Origin of the sequence: Methylobacterium sp. Leaf112, from assembly GCF_001423295.1 — a bacterium.
GTDB lineage: Bacteria > Pseudomonadota > Alphaproteobacteria > Rhizobiales > Beijerinckiaceae > Methylobacterium.
This window is the reverse complement of record NZ_LMNG01000005.1, coordinates 69,037-86,070: the sequence shown is the minus strand read 5'-3', so window position 1 is coordinate 86,070 and position 17,034 is coordinate 69,037. Positions and strand designations below refer to the sequence as shown.

Sequence of the window (17,034 nt, the reverse complement as noted above, 5' to 3'; positions counted from 1 at the left end):
CCGCGCCGGCCTGAACTACAAGTTCGGCTCGTACTAGGACCCGACCGGCGCTCCCTCGGAGCGCCACCGGACTCCCGTCATCGTGAGAAGCCCGGCCGGGAGGCCGGGCTTTTTCGTGTGCGCGGGACCGTCACGCCGATGCCATGGGCGGTCGCTAGGAGGCGGGTTTCTGAAGGATTCACGGAGCCGATCGATGACGCAGCCGACGCGAACCCGCTCGCAGGCGGCCGAGGCCGCCGAGGATGCCGGCTCGAACACCAGCCCCAATGCCACCTTCGGGGATGTCGTCGCCGCGCGCTTCGACCGGCGCGACCTGCTGCGCGGCCTCCTCGGTGTCGGCGCCATCGCCGCCGTGGTGACGCCCCGTGCCCTGGCCGCCGGGGAGGCCCGAGCCGCCCAAGGTCTCGCCGCTCAAGGTCTCGCCGCTCGGGATCCGTCGCCGACGCGCTTCCCCTTCGCCGAGATCCAAGCCGGTTCGGATACGCACCACCACGTGGCGGCGGGGCACGATGCCGAGATCCTCATCCGCTGGGGCGACCCCGTGCTGCCGGGCGCCCCGGCCTTCGACCCGCGCAACCAGTCGGCCGCCGCGCAAGCGCAGCAGTTCGGCTACAACAACGACTTCGTCGGCTACTTCCCCATGCCGGGGGCCGCCGACCCGGCCGCCCACGGGCTCCTGGTGGTCAACCACGAGTACACCAACGAGGAGCTCATGTTCCCCGGCCTCGGGCGCCAGGACATCCGGGACGTGGCCTTCGCGGGGATGACGAAGGAACTCGTCGGGATCGAGATGGCGGCCCATGGCGGCTCGGTCCTCGAGATCCGGCGCACGGACGGCCGCTGGGCCGTAGTGCCGGATTCGCGATACGCCCGCCGCATCACCGCCGAGACGCCGATGGTGCTCACCGGCCCCGCCGCCGGCTCCGAACGGCTGAGGACCGCCGCCGACCCCAGCGGCCGCGCCGTCCACGGCATGATCAACAACTGCGCCGGCGGCACGACCCCGTGGGGCACGTGGCTCACCTGCGAGGAGAACATCAATTACTACTTCTCGGGCGCCCTGCCGAAGGATTCCGCCGAGGCCGCCAACCACAGGCGCTTCAACCTGCCGAACTCCGCCTATGCCTGGGGCCGGTTCCACGAGCGCTTCGACATCGGCCAGACGCCCCACGAGCCCAACCGCTTCGGCTGGGTGGTGGAGATCGATCCGTTCGATCCGACTTCCGTCCCGAAGAAGCGCACCGCCATGGGCCGGTTCAAGCACGAGGGGGCGGCCGGCATCGTCGCCAGGCAAGGACAATACGTCGTCTACCAGGGCGACGACGAGCGCTTCGACTACGTCTACAAGTTCGTCACCGCGGGCCGGGCCGATAGCGGCGACCGCGACCTGCTCGATGCCGGCACGCTCCACGTCGCCCGGTTCGACCCCGACGGGCGCGGCGCCTGGATGCCCCTGGTGTTCGGTGAGGGACCTCTGACGCCCGCCAACGGCTTTGCCAGCCAGGCCGATGTGCTCATCGGCGCGCGGCTGGCTGCCGATCTCCTGGGCGCCACCAAGATGGACCGCCCGGAGGACGTCGAGGCCAACGCGAAGACCGGCAAGGTCTACGTGATGCTGACCAACAACGGGAAGCGCAAACCTGATCAGGTCGACGCCGTGAACCCCCGCGCCGACAACCGCTTCGGCCACATCGTCGAACTCACCCCCGACGATGGCGACCACGCCGCCCTCGGGTTCGCCTGGGAGATCCTGGTGCGCTGCGGCGATCCCGCCATCGCGGCGGTCGGGGCGACCTTCTCGTCGGCCACCACCAAGGACGGCTGGTTCGGTATGCCGGACAATTGCGCCGTCGACGGGCAGGGACGCCTCTGGGTCGCCACCGACGGCAACTCGGCCTCGCGCACGGGCCGGGCCGACGGCATCTGGGCCATGGAGACGGAGGGGCAGGGGCGCGGAACGGGCAAGCACTTCTTCCGGGTGCCCTGCGGGGCCGAGATGTGCGGCCCCTACTTCACCCCCGACGACACCACCTTCTTCGTCGCCGTCCAGCATCCGGGCGAGGCCGACGAGGACGATCCCAAGGCCGCGCCCGCCACCTTCGAGGCACCCTCGACCCGCTGGCCGGACTTCGATCCGGCCCTGCCGCCGCGCCCAGCCGTGGTGGCGATCACCAGGCACGGCGGCGGGCGAGTCGGCACCTGAGTCTCGAATCGACCCCGGCCGTAAAAGGGTTCCCGCGACCGTCAGCCCTTCTTAACCAACCCCATCCCATGCAATGGGGTATCCTGCCCTGCAGGGCAGGGGGTGTGCGGCCCGCAGGGCAGGGGACCGTACCCCTGCCCCGAGGGTGAAGGCCCCTTTCTGTTTCCGGTTTGTTCCGGTATGGTCAGAGGATGAAGGCGAATGCTGCACGGTCCCCCTCTGCGATCCGGTCCGCGAAGCCCGCGGGCGTGCCATCCCCTGCGCGGAGCGATCCGGTGAGCGACCCCGCCCGCGACCTTTTCGCGAAGGGCAAGGTGCCCGCGCCCAAGCCGGCCGAGCGTCGCAAGCTCGAGGCTGCGATCGTCCCCGCGCCCTCGCCCGCCCTCTCGGCGGAGGCCGGCTACGACGCCTCCACCATCGAGGTGCTGGAAGGCCTGGAGCCGGTGCGCCGCCGCCCCGGCATGTATATCGGCGGCACCGACGAGCGCGCCCTGCACCACCTCTTCGCCGAGGTGATCGACAATTCCATGGACGAGGCGGTGGCGGGCCATGCCAGCTTCATCGAGGTGGAGCTTGAGGAGAGCGGCCACCTCGTGGTGACCGACAACGGGCGCGGCATCCCCGTCGACCCGCACCCGAAATACCCCAACAAGTCGGCGCTGGAGGTCATCATGACCGTCCTTCACGCGGGCGGTAAGTTCGATTCGAAGGTCTACGAGACCTCCGGCGGCCTGCACGGCGTCGGCATCTCGGTGGTCAACGCCCTGTCCGACGAGCTCGAGGTCGAGGTCGCCCGTGCCCAGACCCTCTACCGCCAGACCTTTTCGCGCGGCCACGTTCAGGGGCCCCTGGAGACCGTCGGCCGGGTGCAGAACCGGCGCGGCACCCGGGTGCGCTTCCATCCCGACCCGCAGATCTTCGGGGCGCTGAAGTTCGATCCGCGCCGCCTGTTCCGGATGGCCCGCTCCAAGGCCTACCTGTTCGGCGGCGTCGAGATCCGCTGGCGCTGCGCCCCCGCCCTGCTGGAAGGGATCGACGACGTGCCGGCCGAGACCGTGCACCGCTTTCCCGGCGGCCTGCGCGACTATCTCGCCCGCGATCTCGAGGGCAAGGAACTCGTCACCGACGCGATCTTTTCGGGCAAGATCACCAAACCGGGCGGCCACGGGTCCCTGGAATGGGCGGTGGCCTGGATGGTGGTCGACGACGGCATTTCGGCCTCCTACTGCAACACGATCCCGACGGCGGAAGGCGGGACCCACGAGAGCGGCCTGCGCGTCGCCCTGCTGCGGGCCCTGCGCGAGCACGCCGAGCGCGTGAACCAGGCGAAACGCATGACGGCGGTCACCACCGACGACGTGATGGCGACCTGCGCCTCGATGCTGTCGGTCTTCATCCGCGAGCCGGAGTTCCAGGGCCAGACCAAGGACAAGCTCGCCACCGTCGAGGCGTCCCGCATCGTCGAGACGGCGATCCGCGACGCGTTCGACCATTGGCTCGCTGCTTCGCCGGCCCAAGCCAACAAGCTCCTCGACTGGGTGATCGACCGGGCCGAGGAGCGCCTGCGCCGTCGCCAGGAGAAGGAGGTCGCGCGCAAGTCCGCCACGCGCAAGCTGCGGCTCCCGGGCAAGCTCGCCGATTGTTCCAAGGCCGGCATGGCCGGCTCGGAGATCTTCATCGTCGAGGGCGACTCGGCCGGCGGCTCGGCCAAGCAGGCGCGCGACCGTGCCAGCCAAGCCATTCTTCCGTTGCGCGGAAAGATTCTCAACGTGGCCTCGGCGAGCCGGGACAAGCTCGGTGCCAACCAGCTCATCTCCGACCTGACCCAGGCGCTCGGCTGCGGCACCGGCAACGCGTTCCGCCTGGAGGACCTTCGCTACGAGAAGGTCATCATCATGACCGACGCCGACGTCGACGGCGCCCACATCGCCTCGCTGCTGATCACCTTCTTCTACCGGCAGATGCCCAAACTCATCGACAAGGGGCACCTCTACCTGGCGATCCCGCCGCTCTACCGGCTGACCCACGGTGCCAAGACGGCCTATGCCCGCGACGACGCCGACCGGGAGCGGGTGATCAAGACCGTGTTCAAGGGCGCCAAGGTCGAGATCGGCCGCTTCAAGGGTCTGGGCGAGATGATGCCGGCGCAGCTGAAGGAGACCACCATGGACCCGAAGAAGCGCACGCTCCTGCGCGTCGGGGTCCTGGAGGATGCCCGCGTCTCCACGGGGGACGCCGTGGAGCGTCTCATGGGCAACAAGCCCGAAGCCCGCTTCGCCTTCATCTCCGAACGCGCGGCCTTCGCCGACGGGGCCGAGCTGGATATCTGATCCGGCTCCGGGCCGATCGCCCGGAGCGAAGGGGCTCCGGGCCCCGAAGGGCATCGCCCTTCGCGGGTCCAGGGCTGGCCCTGGACATCGTGTCGGGCTCTGCCCGGCACCCGCGAAGGGATGATCCCTTCGGAAACCCGGAATCCCGGATCAGGCCTTCTTGGCCGCCGCCTTGCGCGGGGGCGCGGGTTTGGCCGCCTTGGTGGGGGCCTCGGCGTCGGCCTTCTTCGCGGGGGCCTTGCGCGTCACGGTTTTCTTCACCGGCGCGTCGCCCGCGTCGTCCACCTTTTTCGCGGCTGCCTTCTTCGCCGGCGCTTTCTTGGCGGTGGCCGACTTCGCCGACGCCTTGCGGGCCGGGGCGCGCTTCTTGCCGCCGCCGCCCGACGCCTCGCGGGCGGCGATGAGCTCCAGGGCCTGGGGCAGGTCGATGTCCTCCGCCGCCTGGGTCTTCGGCAGGGTCGCGTTGGTGGTGCCGTCGGTGACGTAGGGGCCGTACTTGCCCGATTTCACCACGATGGGCTTGCCCGTCTCGGGGTGGTTGCCGAGCGCCCGGCCCGGATCGGCGGCAGGCCCGCGCCGGCCCCCGCCCTGCTCCTTGGCGACGATGATGTCGATGGCCCGGTTGGCGCCGATCTCCAGCACGTCGTCGTCGCGGCCGAGATTCGCGTACATCTTGCCGTGCTGCACGTAGGGCCCGAACCGGCCGAGATTGGCCAGGATCGGCTCGCCGGTCTCGGGGTGTTTCGCCACCTCGCGCGGCAGGGACAGCAGCTTCAGGGCCTTCTCCAGATCGACGCTCGACGGGCTGAGGCCCTTCGGGATCGAGGAGCGCTTGGGCTTGGCCGCTTCCTTGTCCGTCGAGGCCTCGCCGAGCTGCACGAACGGGCCGAAGCGGCCGTCGCGCACGGTGACGGCGAGCCCCGAGACCGGATCGGTGCCGAGCACCCGCGTGCCGGGCTGGCCGCCGTTCTCCGACGAGCCGTCGCCGTCGCCGTCGACGCCAGAGGCGGCGAGCTGGCGGGTGTACTTGCACTCGGGGTAGTTCGAGCAGCCCACGAAGGCGCCGAACTTGCCGAGCTTGAGCGAGAGCTGGCCGGCTCCGCAGGTCGGGCAGGTGCGCGGGTTCGAGCCGTCGGCCTTCTCGGGGAAGATGTGGGCGCCGAGCAGGTCGTTCAGGGCGTCGAGGACCTCGGTGACGCGCAGTTCCTTGGTGCCCGCGATGGCGGCCGAGAAGTCCTTCCAGAAATCGCGCAGGACCTCGCGCCAGTCGATCTCGGCGTTGGAGACCCGGTCGAGCTGCCCTTCGAGATCGGCTGTGAAATCGTACTCGACGTAGCGCTTGAAGAAACTCTCGAGGAAGCCGGTGACGAGGCGGCCCTTGTCCTCGGCCACCAGGCGCTTCTTCTCGATTTTCACGTATTCGCGGTCGCGCAGGGTCTGCAGGATCGCCGCGTAGGTCGAGGGCCGGCCGATGCCGAGTTCCTCCATGCGCTTGACGAGGCTGGCCTCGGAGTAGCGCGGCGGCGGCTCGGTGAAGTGCTGGGTCGAGGCGATGCGCTCGCGCTTGAGGGCGTCCCCGGCCTTCATCGGCGGCAGGCGACGGCCGTCCTCGTCCTCCTCGTCGTCCTTGCCCTCCTGGTAGAGGGTGAGGAAGCCGTCGAACTTCACGACTTGCCCGGTCGCCCTGAGGTCGAGCCTGCGCGGGCCGACGCTCGCCACGATGTCCACCGTGGTGCGCTCCAGTTCGGCCGATTCCATCTGGCTCGCCACCGTGCGGGTCCAGATGAGTTCGTAGAGCTTGGCCTGCTCGGCATCCACCGTGCGGGCGACGGTCTTGGGCAGCCGGCCCATGTCGGTGGGGCGCACGGCCTCGTGGGCCTCCTGCGCGTTCTTGGCCTTGGTGCTGTACTTGCGCGGCGCCCCCGGCAGGTAGCGCTCGCCGTATTCCTTGGCGATCACCTGCCGCGCGTCGGCGATGGCTTCGGGCGCCATGTCGACGCCGTCCGTCCGCATGTAGGTGATGAGACCCACGGTCTCGCCGCCGATCTCGACGCCCTCGTAGAGCTTCTGGGCCGCCCGCATGGTCTGGGCCGGGGCCATCCCGAGTTTGCGCGAGGCCTCCTGCTGCAGGGTCGAGGTGGTGAAGGGCGGCGCGGGGTGGCGCTTGGCCGGCTTGGCCTCGACGCTGCCGACGGAGAACGTCGCGAGTTCGAGGTCGCGCTTGAACGCCGCCGCCTCTTCGCCGGTGCCGACGTCGAGGCGCTGGATCTTCCGGCCGTCCGCGCCCGTGAGCCGGGCATCGAACACCGCGCCGGTGTCGGTCGTCAGGGTCGCGACGAGGGACCAGTACTCGCGCGGTTTGAACACCTCGATCTCGCGTTCGCGCTCGCAGACGAGGCGGAGCGCCACGGACTGGACGCGGCCGGCCGAGCGGGCGCCCGGCAGCTTGCGCCACAGCACCGGCGAGAGGTTGAAGCCGACGAGGTAGTCCAGCGCCCGGCGGGCCAGGTAGGCGTCGACCAGGGCCTGGTCGATCTGGCGCGGGTTGCGCATGGCGGTGTCCACCGCCGCCTTGGTGATGGCGTTGAAGGTCACCCGCTCCACGTGCATGCCCTTCAGGGCGCGCCGGGCGTTGAGCGCCTCGACCACGTGCCAGGAGATGGCCTCGCCTTCGCGGTCCGGATCGGTCGCGAGGATCAGGCCGTCGGCACCTTTGAGCGCCTTGACGATGTCCGAGACCCGCTTCGAGCCGCGCTCGTCGAGCTCCCACAGCATGTGGAAGTCGGCTTCCGGATCGACGGAGCCGTCCTTGGCCGGCAGGTCGCGGATGTGGCCGAACGAGGCGAGGACCTCGTAGTCGCGGCCGAGGTACTTGTTGATCGTCTTGGCCTTGGCCGGCGACTCGACGACGACAACTTTCATGGAGGGATTCCGAGCCTCTCGAGAGGGCCTTGGTCCGACAACGAACCGGTTGCGCGCTTGCGCACGCTGCGGTGGATGCGGCAAGGCGGACCGCCTGCCGGGGCAGGGGCCTTTTGCGGGGCATGAAGTGGGTTAACCCTCGGGCGATGTCAAATGGGGACACTTTGCCGGCTGCGTCGCGCGCCTCCGAATGACCTCCGTCTTGCGGGCGCGGCGCACCCGCTGTAGCGCTGACCCCCGTGATGACCAGCGCCCCGACTCCGCCCGGCTTCCCCCACCGCCATCTCCTCGGCATCGAGGGCCTGTCGCGCCCCGACATCGAGGCCCTGCTGGAGCGGGCCGACGCCGCCGTGGCGCTGTCGCGGCAGGTGGAGAAGAAGCGCACGACCTTGCGCGGGCGCACGCAGATCAACTTGTTCTTCGAGCCCTCCACCCGGACGCAGGCCTCGTTCGAGCTCGCCGGCAAGCGGCTGGGCGCCGACGTCATGAACATGTCGGTGGCCTCCTCATCGGTGAAGAAGGGCGAGACCCTCGTCGACACCGCCGCGACCCTCAACGCCATGCGCCCCGACATCATCGTGGTGCGCCACCACGCGGCCGGCGCCGTGCATCTCCTCGCCCGCAAGGTCGATTGCGCCGTGGTCAATGCCGGCGACGGCGCCCATGAACATCCGACCCAGGCGCTGCTGGATGCGCTCACCATCCGCCGCAACAAGGGCCGGATCGAGGGCCTCACGGTCGCCATCTGCGGCGACGTCCTGCATTCGCGCGTCGCCCGCTCCAACATCATCCTGCTTCAGGCGCTCGGCGCCCGGGTGCGGGTGATCGGTCCGTCCACCTTGCTTCCCACGGGCCTCGACCGATTCGGCGTCGCGGTGTTCACCGACATGCGCAAGGGGCTGGCGGGGGCCGACATCGTCATGATGCTGCGCCTGCAGCGCGAGCGCATGAACGGCTCCTTCGTGCCTTCGGTGAAGGAGTACTTCCGCTATTTCGGCCTCGACGGCGACAAGCTGGCGCTGGCTGCCCCCGATGCCCTGGTGATGCATCCGGGGCCGATGAACCGCGGCGTCGAGATCTCTTCGGAGGTCGCAGACGGGGCGCAATCCCTCATCCGCGAGCAGGTCGAGATGGGGGTGGCCGTGCGGATGGCCGTGCTCGAAGCCCTCGCGACGCACCTGCCGAACGCGTGAGTCCGATGGCCCATCCTCCCCTTCTCCTCACCAACGCCACCCTCTGCGACCCGGCCACCGGCCGGCAGGCCCCCGGCCACGTCCTCGTGCGCGACGGGCGCATCGGTGACCTCGCCTGGGGCGCCGCCCCGGCCGCCCCCGAGGGGGCCGAGACCGTCGACTGCGGCGGGCACGTCCTCGCCCCCGGCCTCGTCGACCTGCGCGCCTTCGTCGGCGAGCCCGGCGCCGAGCACCGCGAGACCCTGGCCTCCGCCAGCGCGGCCGCCGCCGCCGGCGGGGTCACCACCCTGGTGTGCATGCCCGACACCAACCCGGTCATCGACGGGCCGGCCATCGTCGACTTCGTCCTGCGCCGGGCCCGCGACACGGCCTGCGTCACGGTGCTGCCGGCCGCCGCCATCACCAAGGGCCTCGCGGGCCGCGAGATGACGGAATTCGGCCTGCTGCAGGAGGCCGGGGCGGTGGCCTTCACCGACGGCCTCAAGGCCGTGACCAACGCCCAGGTCCTGCGCCGGGCCCTCACCTACGCCCGGGATTTCGACGCGCTGATCATGCAGCACGTCGAGGAGCCCGACCTCGTCGGCGAGGGGGTGATGAACGAGGGCGAGATGGCCTCCCGGCTCGGGCTCATCGGCATTCCGCGCGAGGCCGAGACGGTGATGCTGGAGCGCGACATCCGCCTCGTGCGCCTCACCGGCGCCCGCTATCACGCGGCGATGATCTCCTGCGCCGATTCCATCGAGATCGTGCGACGGGCGAAGGACGACGGCCTGCCCGTCACCTGCGGCGCGTCCGTGAACAACCTCGTCCTCAACGAGGGCGACATCGGCCATTACCGCACCTTCTGCCGACTCTCGCCGCCGCTCCGCCACGAGAGCGACCGCCTCGCCCTGGTGGCGGCCCTGAACGAGGGCGTGGTCGACGTGATCGTCTCCGACCACAACCCGCAGGACGTCGAGACCAAGCGCCTGCCCTTCGCCGAGGCCGCCGACGGGGCGCTCGGCATCGAGACCCTGCTGGGCGCCGCCCTGCGCCTCGTCCACACCGGCGACATCGCCCTGCCGCGCCTGCTCGCCGCACTGACGACGCATCCGGCAAAGATCCTCCGCCGCGAGGCCGGACGCCTCGCCGTGGGGGCGCCGGCCGACCTCGTGCTCATCGATCCGGACGTGCCCTACATCCTCGACAAGCGCCGCCTGAAGTCGCGCTCGAAGAACTCGCCCTTCGACGAGGCGCGCCTCCAGGGCGCGGCCCTGCTGACCCTCGTCGGCGGGCGCATCGTGTTCCGGGATGGGGGCTTCGCGTGACCTACGCCGAGGCCGCCTCCGTGCCGATGCTGCTGGCGGGTCTCGCCGGGGGCTACCTCCTCGGTTCGATCCCCTTCGGCCTGATCTTCACCCGCATGGCCGGTCTCGGGGACGTGCGCGCCATCGGCTCGGGCAACATCGGCGCCACCAACGTCCTGCGCACGGGCCGCAAGGGGCTGGCCGCCGCGACGCTCCTGGGGGATGCCCTCAAGGGAACGGCGGCCGTGCTCATCGGTCTCCAGTTCAACCTGGAGCCGGCCCTGGCGGCGGGGCTCGGCGCCTTCCTCGGCCACCTGTTCCCGGTCTGGCTCGGGTTCAAGGGCGGCAAGGGGGTCGCGACCTTCCTGGGCGTGCTCCTGGCGCTGAGTCCGGTGGCGCTCGCCGCCTTCGCGGCGATCTGGCTCGGCCTCGCCTTCGGCCTGCGGTACTCGTCGCTGGCGGCGCTGGCCGCCTCGGCCGCCACGCCCGTCGTCCTGTGGGCGCTCGGACAGCCAGGGGTTGCATGGCTCTTCCTCCTGCTCGCAGCCCTGCTATGGTGGAAGCACGCGCCCAACATCCGCCGGCTCCTCGCCGGCACCGAAGGGCGCATCGGGCAGAAGGGCTGAGGACCACCGACGCCGCCCGACCGTGATGGGGCAGGGCGATGCAACTCAACGATGCCCAGCGCCTCGACTGGCTCCGTCTCATCCGCGCCGAGGGCATCGGCCCCCGCACCTTCCGCACCCTCATCAACCGCTTCGGCGGGGCCGGCGCCGCCCTGGAGGCGTTGCCGAACATCACCGGCCGCGCCGGCCGGCGGGTCACGCCGCCGACCCGGGCGCAGGCCGAAGCCGAACTCGCCGCCGCGGCCCGCATCGGCGCCCGTCTCGTGGCCTCGGGCGAGGCCGACTATCCAAAACTCCTCCAGGCGGCGGATTCCGCGCCGCCGCTCCTCGCCGTGCGGGGCGACCCGGCCATCCTGAACCGGCCGGCGGTCGCCATCGTGGGTTCGCGCAACGCCTCGGCCGCCGGCCTGAGCGTCACCGAGCGCCTCGCCCGGGACCTCGGCGCGGCCGGTCTCGTGGTGGTCTCGGGGCTGGCCCGCGGCATCGACGCCCGCGCCCACAAGGCCGCCCTCCTGCCCGGCACCGTGGCGGTGCTGGCCGGGGGGCACGACCGGATCTATCCGGCGAACCACGCCGCCCTCGTCGAGGCGATCCTGGAGGCGGGCGGGGCGGTGGTGGCCGAGATGCCCATGGGCTGGGAGCCGCGGGGCCGCGATTTCCCCCGGCGCAACCGCATCATCTCGGGCCTCAGTCTCGGCACCGTCGTGGTCGAGGCGGCGCGGCGCTCGGGCTCCCTCATCACCGCGCGCTTCGCCCTGGAACAGGGCCGCGAGGTCTTCGCCGTGCCGGGCTCGCCCCTCGACCCGCGCGCCGAGGGCACCAACGACCTCATCCGCCAGGGCGCCACCCTGGTGGCGGAGGCCGCTCACGTCCTCGAGGCTGTGGCCCCCCTCATCGAACGCGAGGCCTACGGTACGGAACCCCTCGCCCTCGACCGTCCCGATCTCGCCGACGCGCCGATCTTCTGGGACGAACTCGACGTCGACGGGATCGTGCTGCCGATGCCGGTGGACGCCCTCGAGCCGCCCGAGCCTGCGGACGACCGCGCCCGCCTCATCGGACTCCTCAGCCCGACCCCCATCGGCACCGACGACCTCGCCCGGGCCGCGGGCTTGAGCGTGCGCGTGGTGCAGACGACGCTCCTCGAACTCGAACTCGACGGGCGCATCGAGCGGCATGGGAGCGGGGCGGTGTCCCTGGTGGGGTGAGGGCGGCTCAGCGCAGATAGATCACGCTGTAGAGGGTGCGCCGCAGCTCGTCCTCCCGCAGCCAGACCCGGCCGTTGTCGCAGCGGCCGGCGATGTCCGGCCGCATCCGGGCGCAATACTCGCCGGTGTTGTCCTGGACGAGGTACTGGCACCCGCCCGCCGTCCGGCGCCGGCCGATGACGGCGCTGGAATGGTCGGCGGCGAGATCCGGGTCCTTCGGGTCGCGGTCCTGCAGGATGTACCAGCTGTAGCCGATGGTCGGCGCCCGGCCATGGTCGAGGGCGTAATCGACCCGGGCCAGCAGGCGGGTGATGTCCCGGGGCGCCGGCGGCCGGCCCGCCTCCAGCATCGCCATGAAGTCGAGCTGGTTGGCGGCGACACGCGTCGAGACCGGCAGCAGGGGCACGGGCAGGGGTATGCGCCGGCACAGGGTCTCGACCCGCGCAAGCCACGCGTCGTTGAAGGCGTCCGCCCCGCGCGAGCGGAGCTTGCCCACCGTCGCCCCGACGCGGCGCAGGCACTGGTTCGGTGCGCGCAAGGGAGCGCCGAAGCGCAGGGCCGCGTAGGTGGGGGTGAAATGCGCGTAGCCCTCGTGCGAGGGCAGGTCGCGCTCCTCGCACAGGCCGTCGAGGTTGTAGAGCAGGGCGGCGGCATCCTCCTCGCCGCCCTCCAGCTTGTCGAAGTAGGGCTGCAGGCCCGGGTTGCCGACGGGATTGATGTCGGCCGCGTTCCGGCTCCAGGCGATGTCGGCCGCATGGTTCGGATGCGCCCTCAGATGCGCCCGGAGTGCCGGATCGGGCAGGCCTTCGAGCCGGGCCGGATCGGCGAAGTAGAACTTGCCGGCCACATCCAGGGGCGAGACGGCCCGGCCGACGCGCTGGGAGATCATGTCGGCGGTGGCGTAGGCAAAGCAGATGGCGGTGTCGCCCTGGCCGATGGGAATCTCGGCAGGTTTGGGCGAGATCAGGGCGTCGCCCGGAAGCCGGTGCGTGCCGGGCGGCATGGCGATCCGCAACGGAGCGCACGCGGCGTTGCGGGCGTAGGCCGGCTGCGCGGGCAGGATGCGCGGATCGGGAGCCTGCGCCGGTGCGGCCGATCCCGTCGCGAGCAGCAGCAGGGCGCCACAGGCCGCCCGTGCACGTCTCGCGGACCCGGCTCGGTTCACGTCCCGCTCGAACATTCCTGGCTCAACCCCGCAGATCTACCCTCAGGCTCGCTAAAGCATCGGCCCGTGCAGGGGAATTCGGTTCGCGTCCGAAGCCCTCGAAACAACGCATCGGCCGGTTCGGCAGGGTTGCGTGCGCTTCGACACGTCACGCCAAGCTGACGCTCCCCATCTGTAGCTCAGACAGAGAGAAACGAACCGGTTTGTCGGTTCGACCTGCAAAGGAAACAGAGTATCACAATGAAGACCCGTATCGCCGCCATCGCCGCCGCTCTCGTGCTTGGCGTTGCTCCGATCTCGTCTGCGATGGCATTCGAGCGCCCCGCGCGCGACACTGCGTTCACCCCCTACGATGTCGAGACGACCGGTTCGATCAACGCTCCGTCCCGGGTGCCGTCATACGGTGGCTGCCCGATGAGCTCGGCCGCCGAGGGCAACGCCAATCAGCAGAATTTTCCGGTCATGCAGTACGGCCAGACCTCCGGCGGCAACCGTTGCTGATCCGGACGGAGGCGGTGACACCCATGGTCCTGAAGGGGTTCTCCTACGCGATGATCGGCGCCATCGCGGGCGGCCTGATCTTCACCCTGGTCGGCGCATCCCAGGCGATGCTGGCCTCGTAGCGCGCACGGTGCCGCGGGGGCGGGCCGACGCCGACACCATTTGGCTCGAGAGACGGGCGGCGGGGCGAAAGCTCCGCCGCCGACGCGTGCGGGCCCCGCACCTCACGCGTCGTCCGCCGCCTCGTCCGCCAGCACCCCCCGCATCTGATCGAGGCACCCCTGGAGGATGTAGGCGGCGGCCAGCATGTCGACCACGGCGCCGCGCTTGGCCCGCGAGGCGTCGGCGGCGATGAGGGCGCGGGTGACCGCGGCCGTGGACAGGCGCTCGTCGCAGAACAGGACCGGCAGGTCGAGGAGCGGCTTCAGGTTGCGCACGAAGGAGCGGGTGGATTGCACGCGCGGACCCTCGCTGCCGTCCATGTTGAGGGGCAGGCCCATGACGAGGCCGCCGACCCCGTGGGTCTCGCAGAGCTGGCGCAGGCGGGCGACATCGGGCGTGAACTTCACCCGGCGGATGGTCTCCAGGGGCGAGGCGATCTGGCGCCCGACATCCGACAGGGCGAGCCCGATGGTCTTGGTGCCGAGATCGATTCCGATGAGACGACGGCCGCCCTGCGACGCCTCCGCGAAGGCACGGATCTCGGCCTCGGTCATGTCGTTCGCTCTCCGCTGATCCGCCCCTCCTGACCGATCCGTGGCCGAGTGGCAATCCGGGGGCCCGCCGCCGTCAATGCGTGCTGGGGGCCGGATCGTCGCCCACGAAGGTCGAGGGCAGGGGGGCCGCACCCATGCCGAGGATGCCGCGCACGGTCGGCGTCTGCACCCGCCGCAGGAAGTCGCCGAGATCCGCCCCGCCGAAGCGCACGGATTCGAGGTCGGCGCCCATCACCCAGATCTCGTATTCGGGCCGCTCCGGGACGACATCCCAGAACAGGAACTCGCCCGCCTCCGAGCGGCCGAAGAAGCAGGCCCGCTCCACCACGGATGGATCGTCGCCCTCCACCTCGAACCCATGGTCGGGACGATCCGACAGGACGGCGCCGATGCTGTGGGCCATGAGCTCCGCGCCGGTGACGAGATCCGTCTCCGGAGCGGGACCGGGGATCAGGACGCGAAAATGACCGGCGGCAAGGCCTGCGCCCCACCGCAGGCAGAAGTCCCGGTAGGAGGCGGGGAGGGGGAAGCCCAGCTCCGCCTCGGCGCGGGCGAGATCCGCCTCCCCCGAGACCGGTCCGGCCACACCCTGCGCGAACACCGTGTCCCACATGCCGTCGTCTCCGTGTCCATTAACCCTAAGCAAACGTCGCCCTGGCCTTGCCGGCACCGTCCGGTCATAGCATCGTTAACAAGGTGTTAACGTCGTGGGTGGTGCGTATGAACCTGTCCGGAACGAATCCCCCCGCCCCGGTTGCCCGCCGGACGATGCCGTTCCGGCACAAGCTGATGCTGCTCCTGGCCGTTGAGATCGTCGCCTTCGGCTTCCAGCAGGCCGAGCGCAACCCCCACAGGCCCGGCATCTCCGTGGAGGTGCCCGCCCGCGCCGGCCATATGATCGCCTGAGACGGGATCGCCCGGCGTTGCGAGCGCGCGAAGGCGGGTGCTATAGCCCGGCCGTGTTCCGTCGCGGTCGTCAAAGCCCCGGCGCATCCTCCTGGGGGCTCAAGGCAGCATGTCGGTCGACGCAACGACGGTGAGGCGCATCGCGCATCTGGCGCGCATCGCGGTGAGCGAGGACGAGGTCGCGCCGCTCCAGGGCGAGCTGAATGCGATCCTGGCCTTCGTCGAGCAACTCGGCGCCGTCGATGTGACGGGGATCGAGCCGATGACCTCGGTGACCCCCATGGCGATGAAGAAGCGCACCGATACGGTGACGGAGGGCGGCCACGCCGACGACATCGTCTTCAACGCGCCGGAGACCGAGGACCATTACTTCCTCGTTCCGAAGGTGGTCGAGTAGCGCCGCCACCGTTTTCGTGATGCCTCCTGGCAGGATCGTTCGGCGCCGAGACCGGCGACGGGGTCCGTCGGGATCTTGAGGACCGAACGCCCATGACCACCTTGAACGAACTCACCCTGGCCGACGCCCGCGACGGGCTCAAGGCCAAGGACTTCTCCGCCACCGATCTCGCGAAGGCGCATCTCGCCGCCATGGAGAAGGCGCGCGGCCTCAACGCCTACATCCTGGAGACGCCCGAGCGCGCGCTCGCCATGGCGGAGGTGGCCGACACCAAGATCGCCGCCGGCGCGGCGCGCCCCCTGGAGGGCATTCCGCTGGGCATCAAGGATCTGTTCTGCACCCACGGCGTCGCCACCACCGCCGGGTCCAAGATCCTCGAAGGCTTCCAGCCGCACTACGAATCGGCCGTGACGCACAACCTCTGGCGCGACGGCGCCGTGATGCTGGGCAAGCTCAACCTCGACGAGTTCGCCATGGGCTCGTCCAACGAGACATCGGCCTACGGCGACACGATCTCGCCCTGGCGGCGCAACGGGTCCGACACCAAGCTGGTGCCGGGCGGCTCGTCGGGCGGCTCCGCCGCGGCCGTCGCCGCCCACCTGTGCCTCGGCGCCACCGCCACGGACACCGGCGGCTCCATCCGCCAGCCCGCCGCCTTCACCGGCACGGTGGGCATCAAGCCGACCTACGGGCGCTGCTCGCGCTGGGGCACGGTGGCCTACGCCTCGTCCCTCGATCAGGCCGGACCCATCGCCCGCACCGTGCGCGACTGCGCCATCCTGCTCGGCTCCATGGCCGGTCAGGACGCGCGGGACACCACCTGCGCCGATCTTCCCGTGCCGGACTTCGAGGCGGCGGTGTCGCGTGGCGTGAAGGGCCTCACCATCGGCATTCCGAAGGAGTACCGGGTCGAGGGCCTCTCCGCCGAGGTCCAGGCCCTGTGGGATCGCGGCGCCGAGATGCTGAAGGACGCGGGCGCCACGGTGCGCGAGATCTCCCTGCCGCACACACCCTACGCGCTGCCGGCCTACTACATCGTCGCCCCGGCCGAGGCCTCCTCCAATCTCGCCCGCTACGACGGCGTGCGCTACGGCCTGCGGGTGCCCGGCAAGGACATCGCCGGGATGTACGAGAACACCCGCGCGGCGGGCTTCGGCCGCGAGGTCAAGCGCCGGATCATGATCGGCACCTACGTGCTGTCGGCGGGCTATTACGACGCCTATTACGTCCGCGCCCAGAAGATCCGCACCCTGATCAAGCGCGACTTCGAGGAGGCCTACGCGTCGGGCATCGACGCGATCCTCACCCCCGCCACCCCGTCCGCCGCCTTCGGGCTCGGCGAGAAGGGCTCGGGCGACCCCGTCGAGATGTACCTGCAGGACGTGTTCACCATCACGGTGAACATGGCGGGGCTTCCCGGTCTCTCGGTGCCCGCCGGCCTCGATGCGCAGGGGCTGCCGCTGGGCCTCCAGCTCATCGGCCGGCCCTTCGACGAGGAGACCCTGTTCGCCGCCGCCCAGGTGATCGAGACGGCCGCCGGTCGGACCAAACTGCCGGCGGCGTGGTGGGCATGAAAGCGCG

Annotated in this window: 14 protein-coding genes; 10 read left to right on the top strand and 4 right to left on the bottom strand. The window is 70.6% G+C overall.

From position 1 onward, the window contains the following. Positions 1-193 precede the first annotated feature (193 nt). Positions 194-2,203, top strand: a complete 2,010-nt coding sequence (locus ASF52_RS04585) for a PhoX family protein (protein WP_056168370.1) — start codon at positions 194-196, stop codon at positions 2,201-2,203. Positions 2,204-2,478: 275 nt separating this feature from the next. Then, positions 2,479-4,533 carry a DNA topoisomerase IV subunit B gene (parE, locus tag ASF52_RS04580; RefSeq protein ID WP_056168368.1) on the top strand — a complete coding sequence of 685 codons (2,055 nt, stop codon included), beginning with the start codon at positions 2,479-2,481 and terminating at the stop codon, positions 4,531-4,533. A gap of 150 nt (positions 4,534-4,683) precedes the next feature. Here parE and topA read toward each other — a convergent pair whose 3' ends face one another. Beyond that, positions 4,684-7,455, bottom strand: coding sequence for a type I DNA topoisomerase (gene topA / locus ASF52_RS04575; protein WP_056168365.1), 2,772 nt, complete (start codon positions 7,453-7,455; stop codon positions 4,684-4,686). A 242-nt stretch (positions 7,456-7,697) separates the two neighbouring features. Between topA and ASF52_RS04570 the strand changes: the two genes are divergently transcribed. Genes ASF52_RS04570 through dprA form a run of 4 tightly spaced genes read left to right on the top strand, consistent with a single transcriptional unit; the run spans position 7,698 to position 11,768 of the window. Then, on the top strand, positions 7,698-8,648 hold the full coding sequence (locus tag ASF52_RS04570; RefSeq protein WP_056168362.1) for an aspartate carbamoyltransferase catalytic subunit: 951 nt from the start codon (positions 7,698-7,700) through the stop codon (positions 8,646-8,648). Between the two features lie 5 nt (positions 8,649-8,653). After that, positions 8,654-9,955, top strand: a complete 1,302-nt coding sequence (locus ASF52_RS04565; RefSeq protein ID WP_056168359.1) for a dihydroorotase — start codon at positions 8,654-8,656, stop codon at positions 9,953-9,955. After that, positions 9,952-10,560 carry a glycerol-3-phosphate 1-O-acyltransferase PlsY gene (gene plsY, locus ASF52_RS04560; protein ID WP_244473690.1) on the top strand — a complete coding sequence of 203 codons (609 nt, stop codon included), beginning with the start codon at positions 9,952-9,954 and terminating at the stop codon, positions 10,558-10,560. The genes ASF52_RS04565 and plsY overlap by 4 nt, the downstream gene beginning before the upstream one ends. A 38-nt stretch (positions 10,561-10,598) precedes the next feature. Next, positions 10,599-11,768 (top strand): DNA-processing protein DprA, encoded by a 1,170-nt coding sequence (gene dprA, locus ASF52_RS04555; RefSeq protein ID WP_056168357.1) that lies wholly within the window; start codon positions 10,599-10,601, stop codon positions 11,766-11,768. A 7-nt stretch (positions 11,769-11,775) separates the two neighbouring features. On the opposite strand, the gene ASF52_RS04550 is transcribed toward dprA, so the two are convergent. Beyond that, positions 11,776-12,948, bottom strand: a complete 1,173-nt coding sequence (locus ASF52_RS04550; RefSeq protein WP_056168346.1) for a hypothetical protein — start codon at positions 12,946-12,948, stop codon at positions 11,776-11,778. 225 nt (positions 12,949-13,173) lie between these two features. On the opposite strand from ASF52_RS04550, the gene ASF52_RS04545 reads away from it, so the two are divergent. After that, positions 13,174-13,434, top strand: a complete 261-nt coding sequence (locus ASF52_RS04545) for a hypothetical protein (protein WP_056168343.1) — start codon at positions 13,174-13,176, stop codon at positions 13,432-13,434. Positions 13,435-13,658: 224 nt separating this feature from the next. Here ASF52_RS04545 and ruvX read toward each other — a convergent pair whose 3' ends face one another. Together ruvX and ASF52_RS04535 are read right to left on the bottom strand one after the other, a co-directional pair. Further along, on the bottom strand, positions 13,659-14,150 hold the full coding sequence (gene ruvX, locus ASF52_RS04540; protein ID WP_056168338.1) for a Holliday junction resolvase RuvX: 492 nt from the start codon (positions 14,148-14,150) through the stop codon (positions 13,659-13,661). 73 nt (positions 14,151-14,223) lie between these two features. Beyond that, positions 14,224-14,763, bottom strand: a complete 540-nt coding sequence (locus tag ASF52_RS04535) for an SMI1/KNR4 family protein (protein WP_056168335.1) — start codon at positions 14,761-14,763, stop codon at positions 14,224-14,226. Between the two features lie 107 nt (positions 14,764-14,870). On the opposite strand from ASF52_RS04535, the gene ASF52_RS22420 reads away from it, so the two are divergent. From ASF52_RS22420 to gatA, 3 genes are all read left to right on the top strand, one after another. Further along, positions 14,871-15,056, top strand: coding sequence for a hypothetical protein (locus tag ASF52_RS22420; RefSeq protein WP_156368890.1), 186 nt, complete (start codon positions 14,871-14,873; stop codon positions 15,054-15,056). Positions 15,057-15,165: 109 nt separating this feature from the next. After that, positions 15,166-15,453, top strand: a complete 288-nt coding sequence (gatC, locus tag ASF52_RS04530) for an Asp-tRNA(Asn)/Glu-tRNA(Gln) amidotransferase subunit GatC (RefSeq protein ID WP_056168332.1) — start codon at positions 15,166-15,168, stop codon at positions 15,451-15,453. 92 nt (positions 15,454-15,545) lie between these two features. Beyond that, entirely contained in the window at positions 15,546-17,027 is a 1,482-nt protein-coding gene (gene gatA, locus ASF52_RS04525) for an Asp-tRNA(Asn)/Glu-tRNA(Gln) amidotransferase subunit GatA (RefSeq protein ID WP_056168329.1), read from the top strand. Positions 17,028-17,034: the final 7 nt, after the last annotated feature.

What these genes read in the sequence shown, in the direction of transcription:
- ASF52_RS04535 (WP_056168335.1), bottom strand. Translation starts at nt 14,763, where the DNA reads ATGTGGGACACGGTGTTCGCGCAGGGTGTGGCCGGACCGGTCTCGGGG.
- gatC (WP_056168332.1), top strand. Translation starts at nt 15,166, where the DNA reads ATGTCGGTCGACGCAACGACGGTGAGGCGCATCGCGCATCTGGCGCGC.
- ASF52_RS04570 (WP_056168362.1), top strand. Translation starts at nt 7,698, where the DNA reads ATGACCAGCGCCCCGACTCCGCCCGGCTTCCCCCACCGCCATCTCCTC.
- ruvX (WP_056168338.1), bottom strand. Translation starts at nt 14,150, where the DNA reads ATGACCGAGGCCGAGATCCGTGCCTTCGCGGAGGCGTCGCAGGGCGGC.
- dprA (WP_056168357.1), top strand. Translation starts at nt 10,599, where the DNA reads ATGCAACTCAACGATGCCCAGCGCCTCGACTGGCTCCGTCTCATCCGC.
- gatA (WP_056168329.1), top strand. Translation starts at nt 15,546, where the DNA reads ATGACCACCTTGAACGAACTCACCCTGGCCGACGCCCGCGACGGGCTC.
- ASF52_RS04585 (WP_056168370.1), top strand. Translation starts at nt 194, where the DNA reads ATGACGCAGCCGACGCGAACCCGCTCGCAGGCGGCCGAGGCCGCCGAG.
- ASF52_RS04565 (WP_056168359.1), top strand. Translation starts at nt 8,654, where the DNA reads ATGGCCCATCCTCCCCTTCTCCTCACCAACGCCACCCTCTGCGACCCG.
- ASF52_RS04550 (WP_056168346.1), bottom strand. Translation starts at nt 12,948, where the DNA reads ATGTTCGAGCGGGACGTGAACCGAGCCGGGTCCGCGAGACGTGCACGG.
- topA (WP_056168365.1), bottom strand. Translation starts at nt 7,455, where the DNA reads ATGAAAGTTGTCGTCGTCGAGTCGCCGGCCAAGGCCAAGACGATCAAC.
- ASF52_RS04545 (WP_056168343.1), top strand. Translation starts at nt 13,174, where the DNA reads ATGAAGACCCGTATCGCCGCCATCGCCGCCGCTCTCGTGCTTGGCGTT.
- ASF52_RS22420 (WP_156368890.1), top strand. Translation starts at nt 14,871, where the DNA reads ATGAACCTGTCCGGAACGAATCCCCCCGCCCCGGTTGCCCGCCGGACG.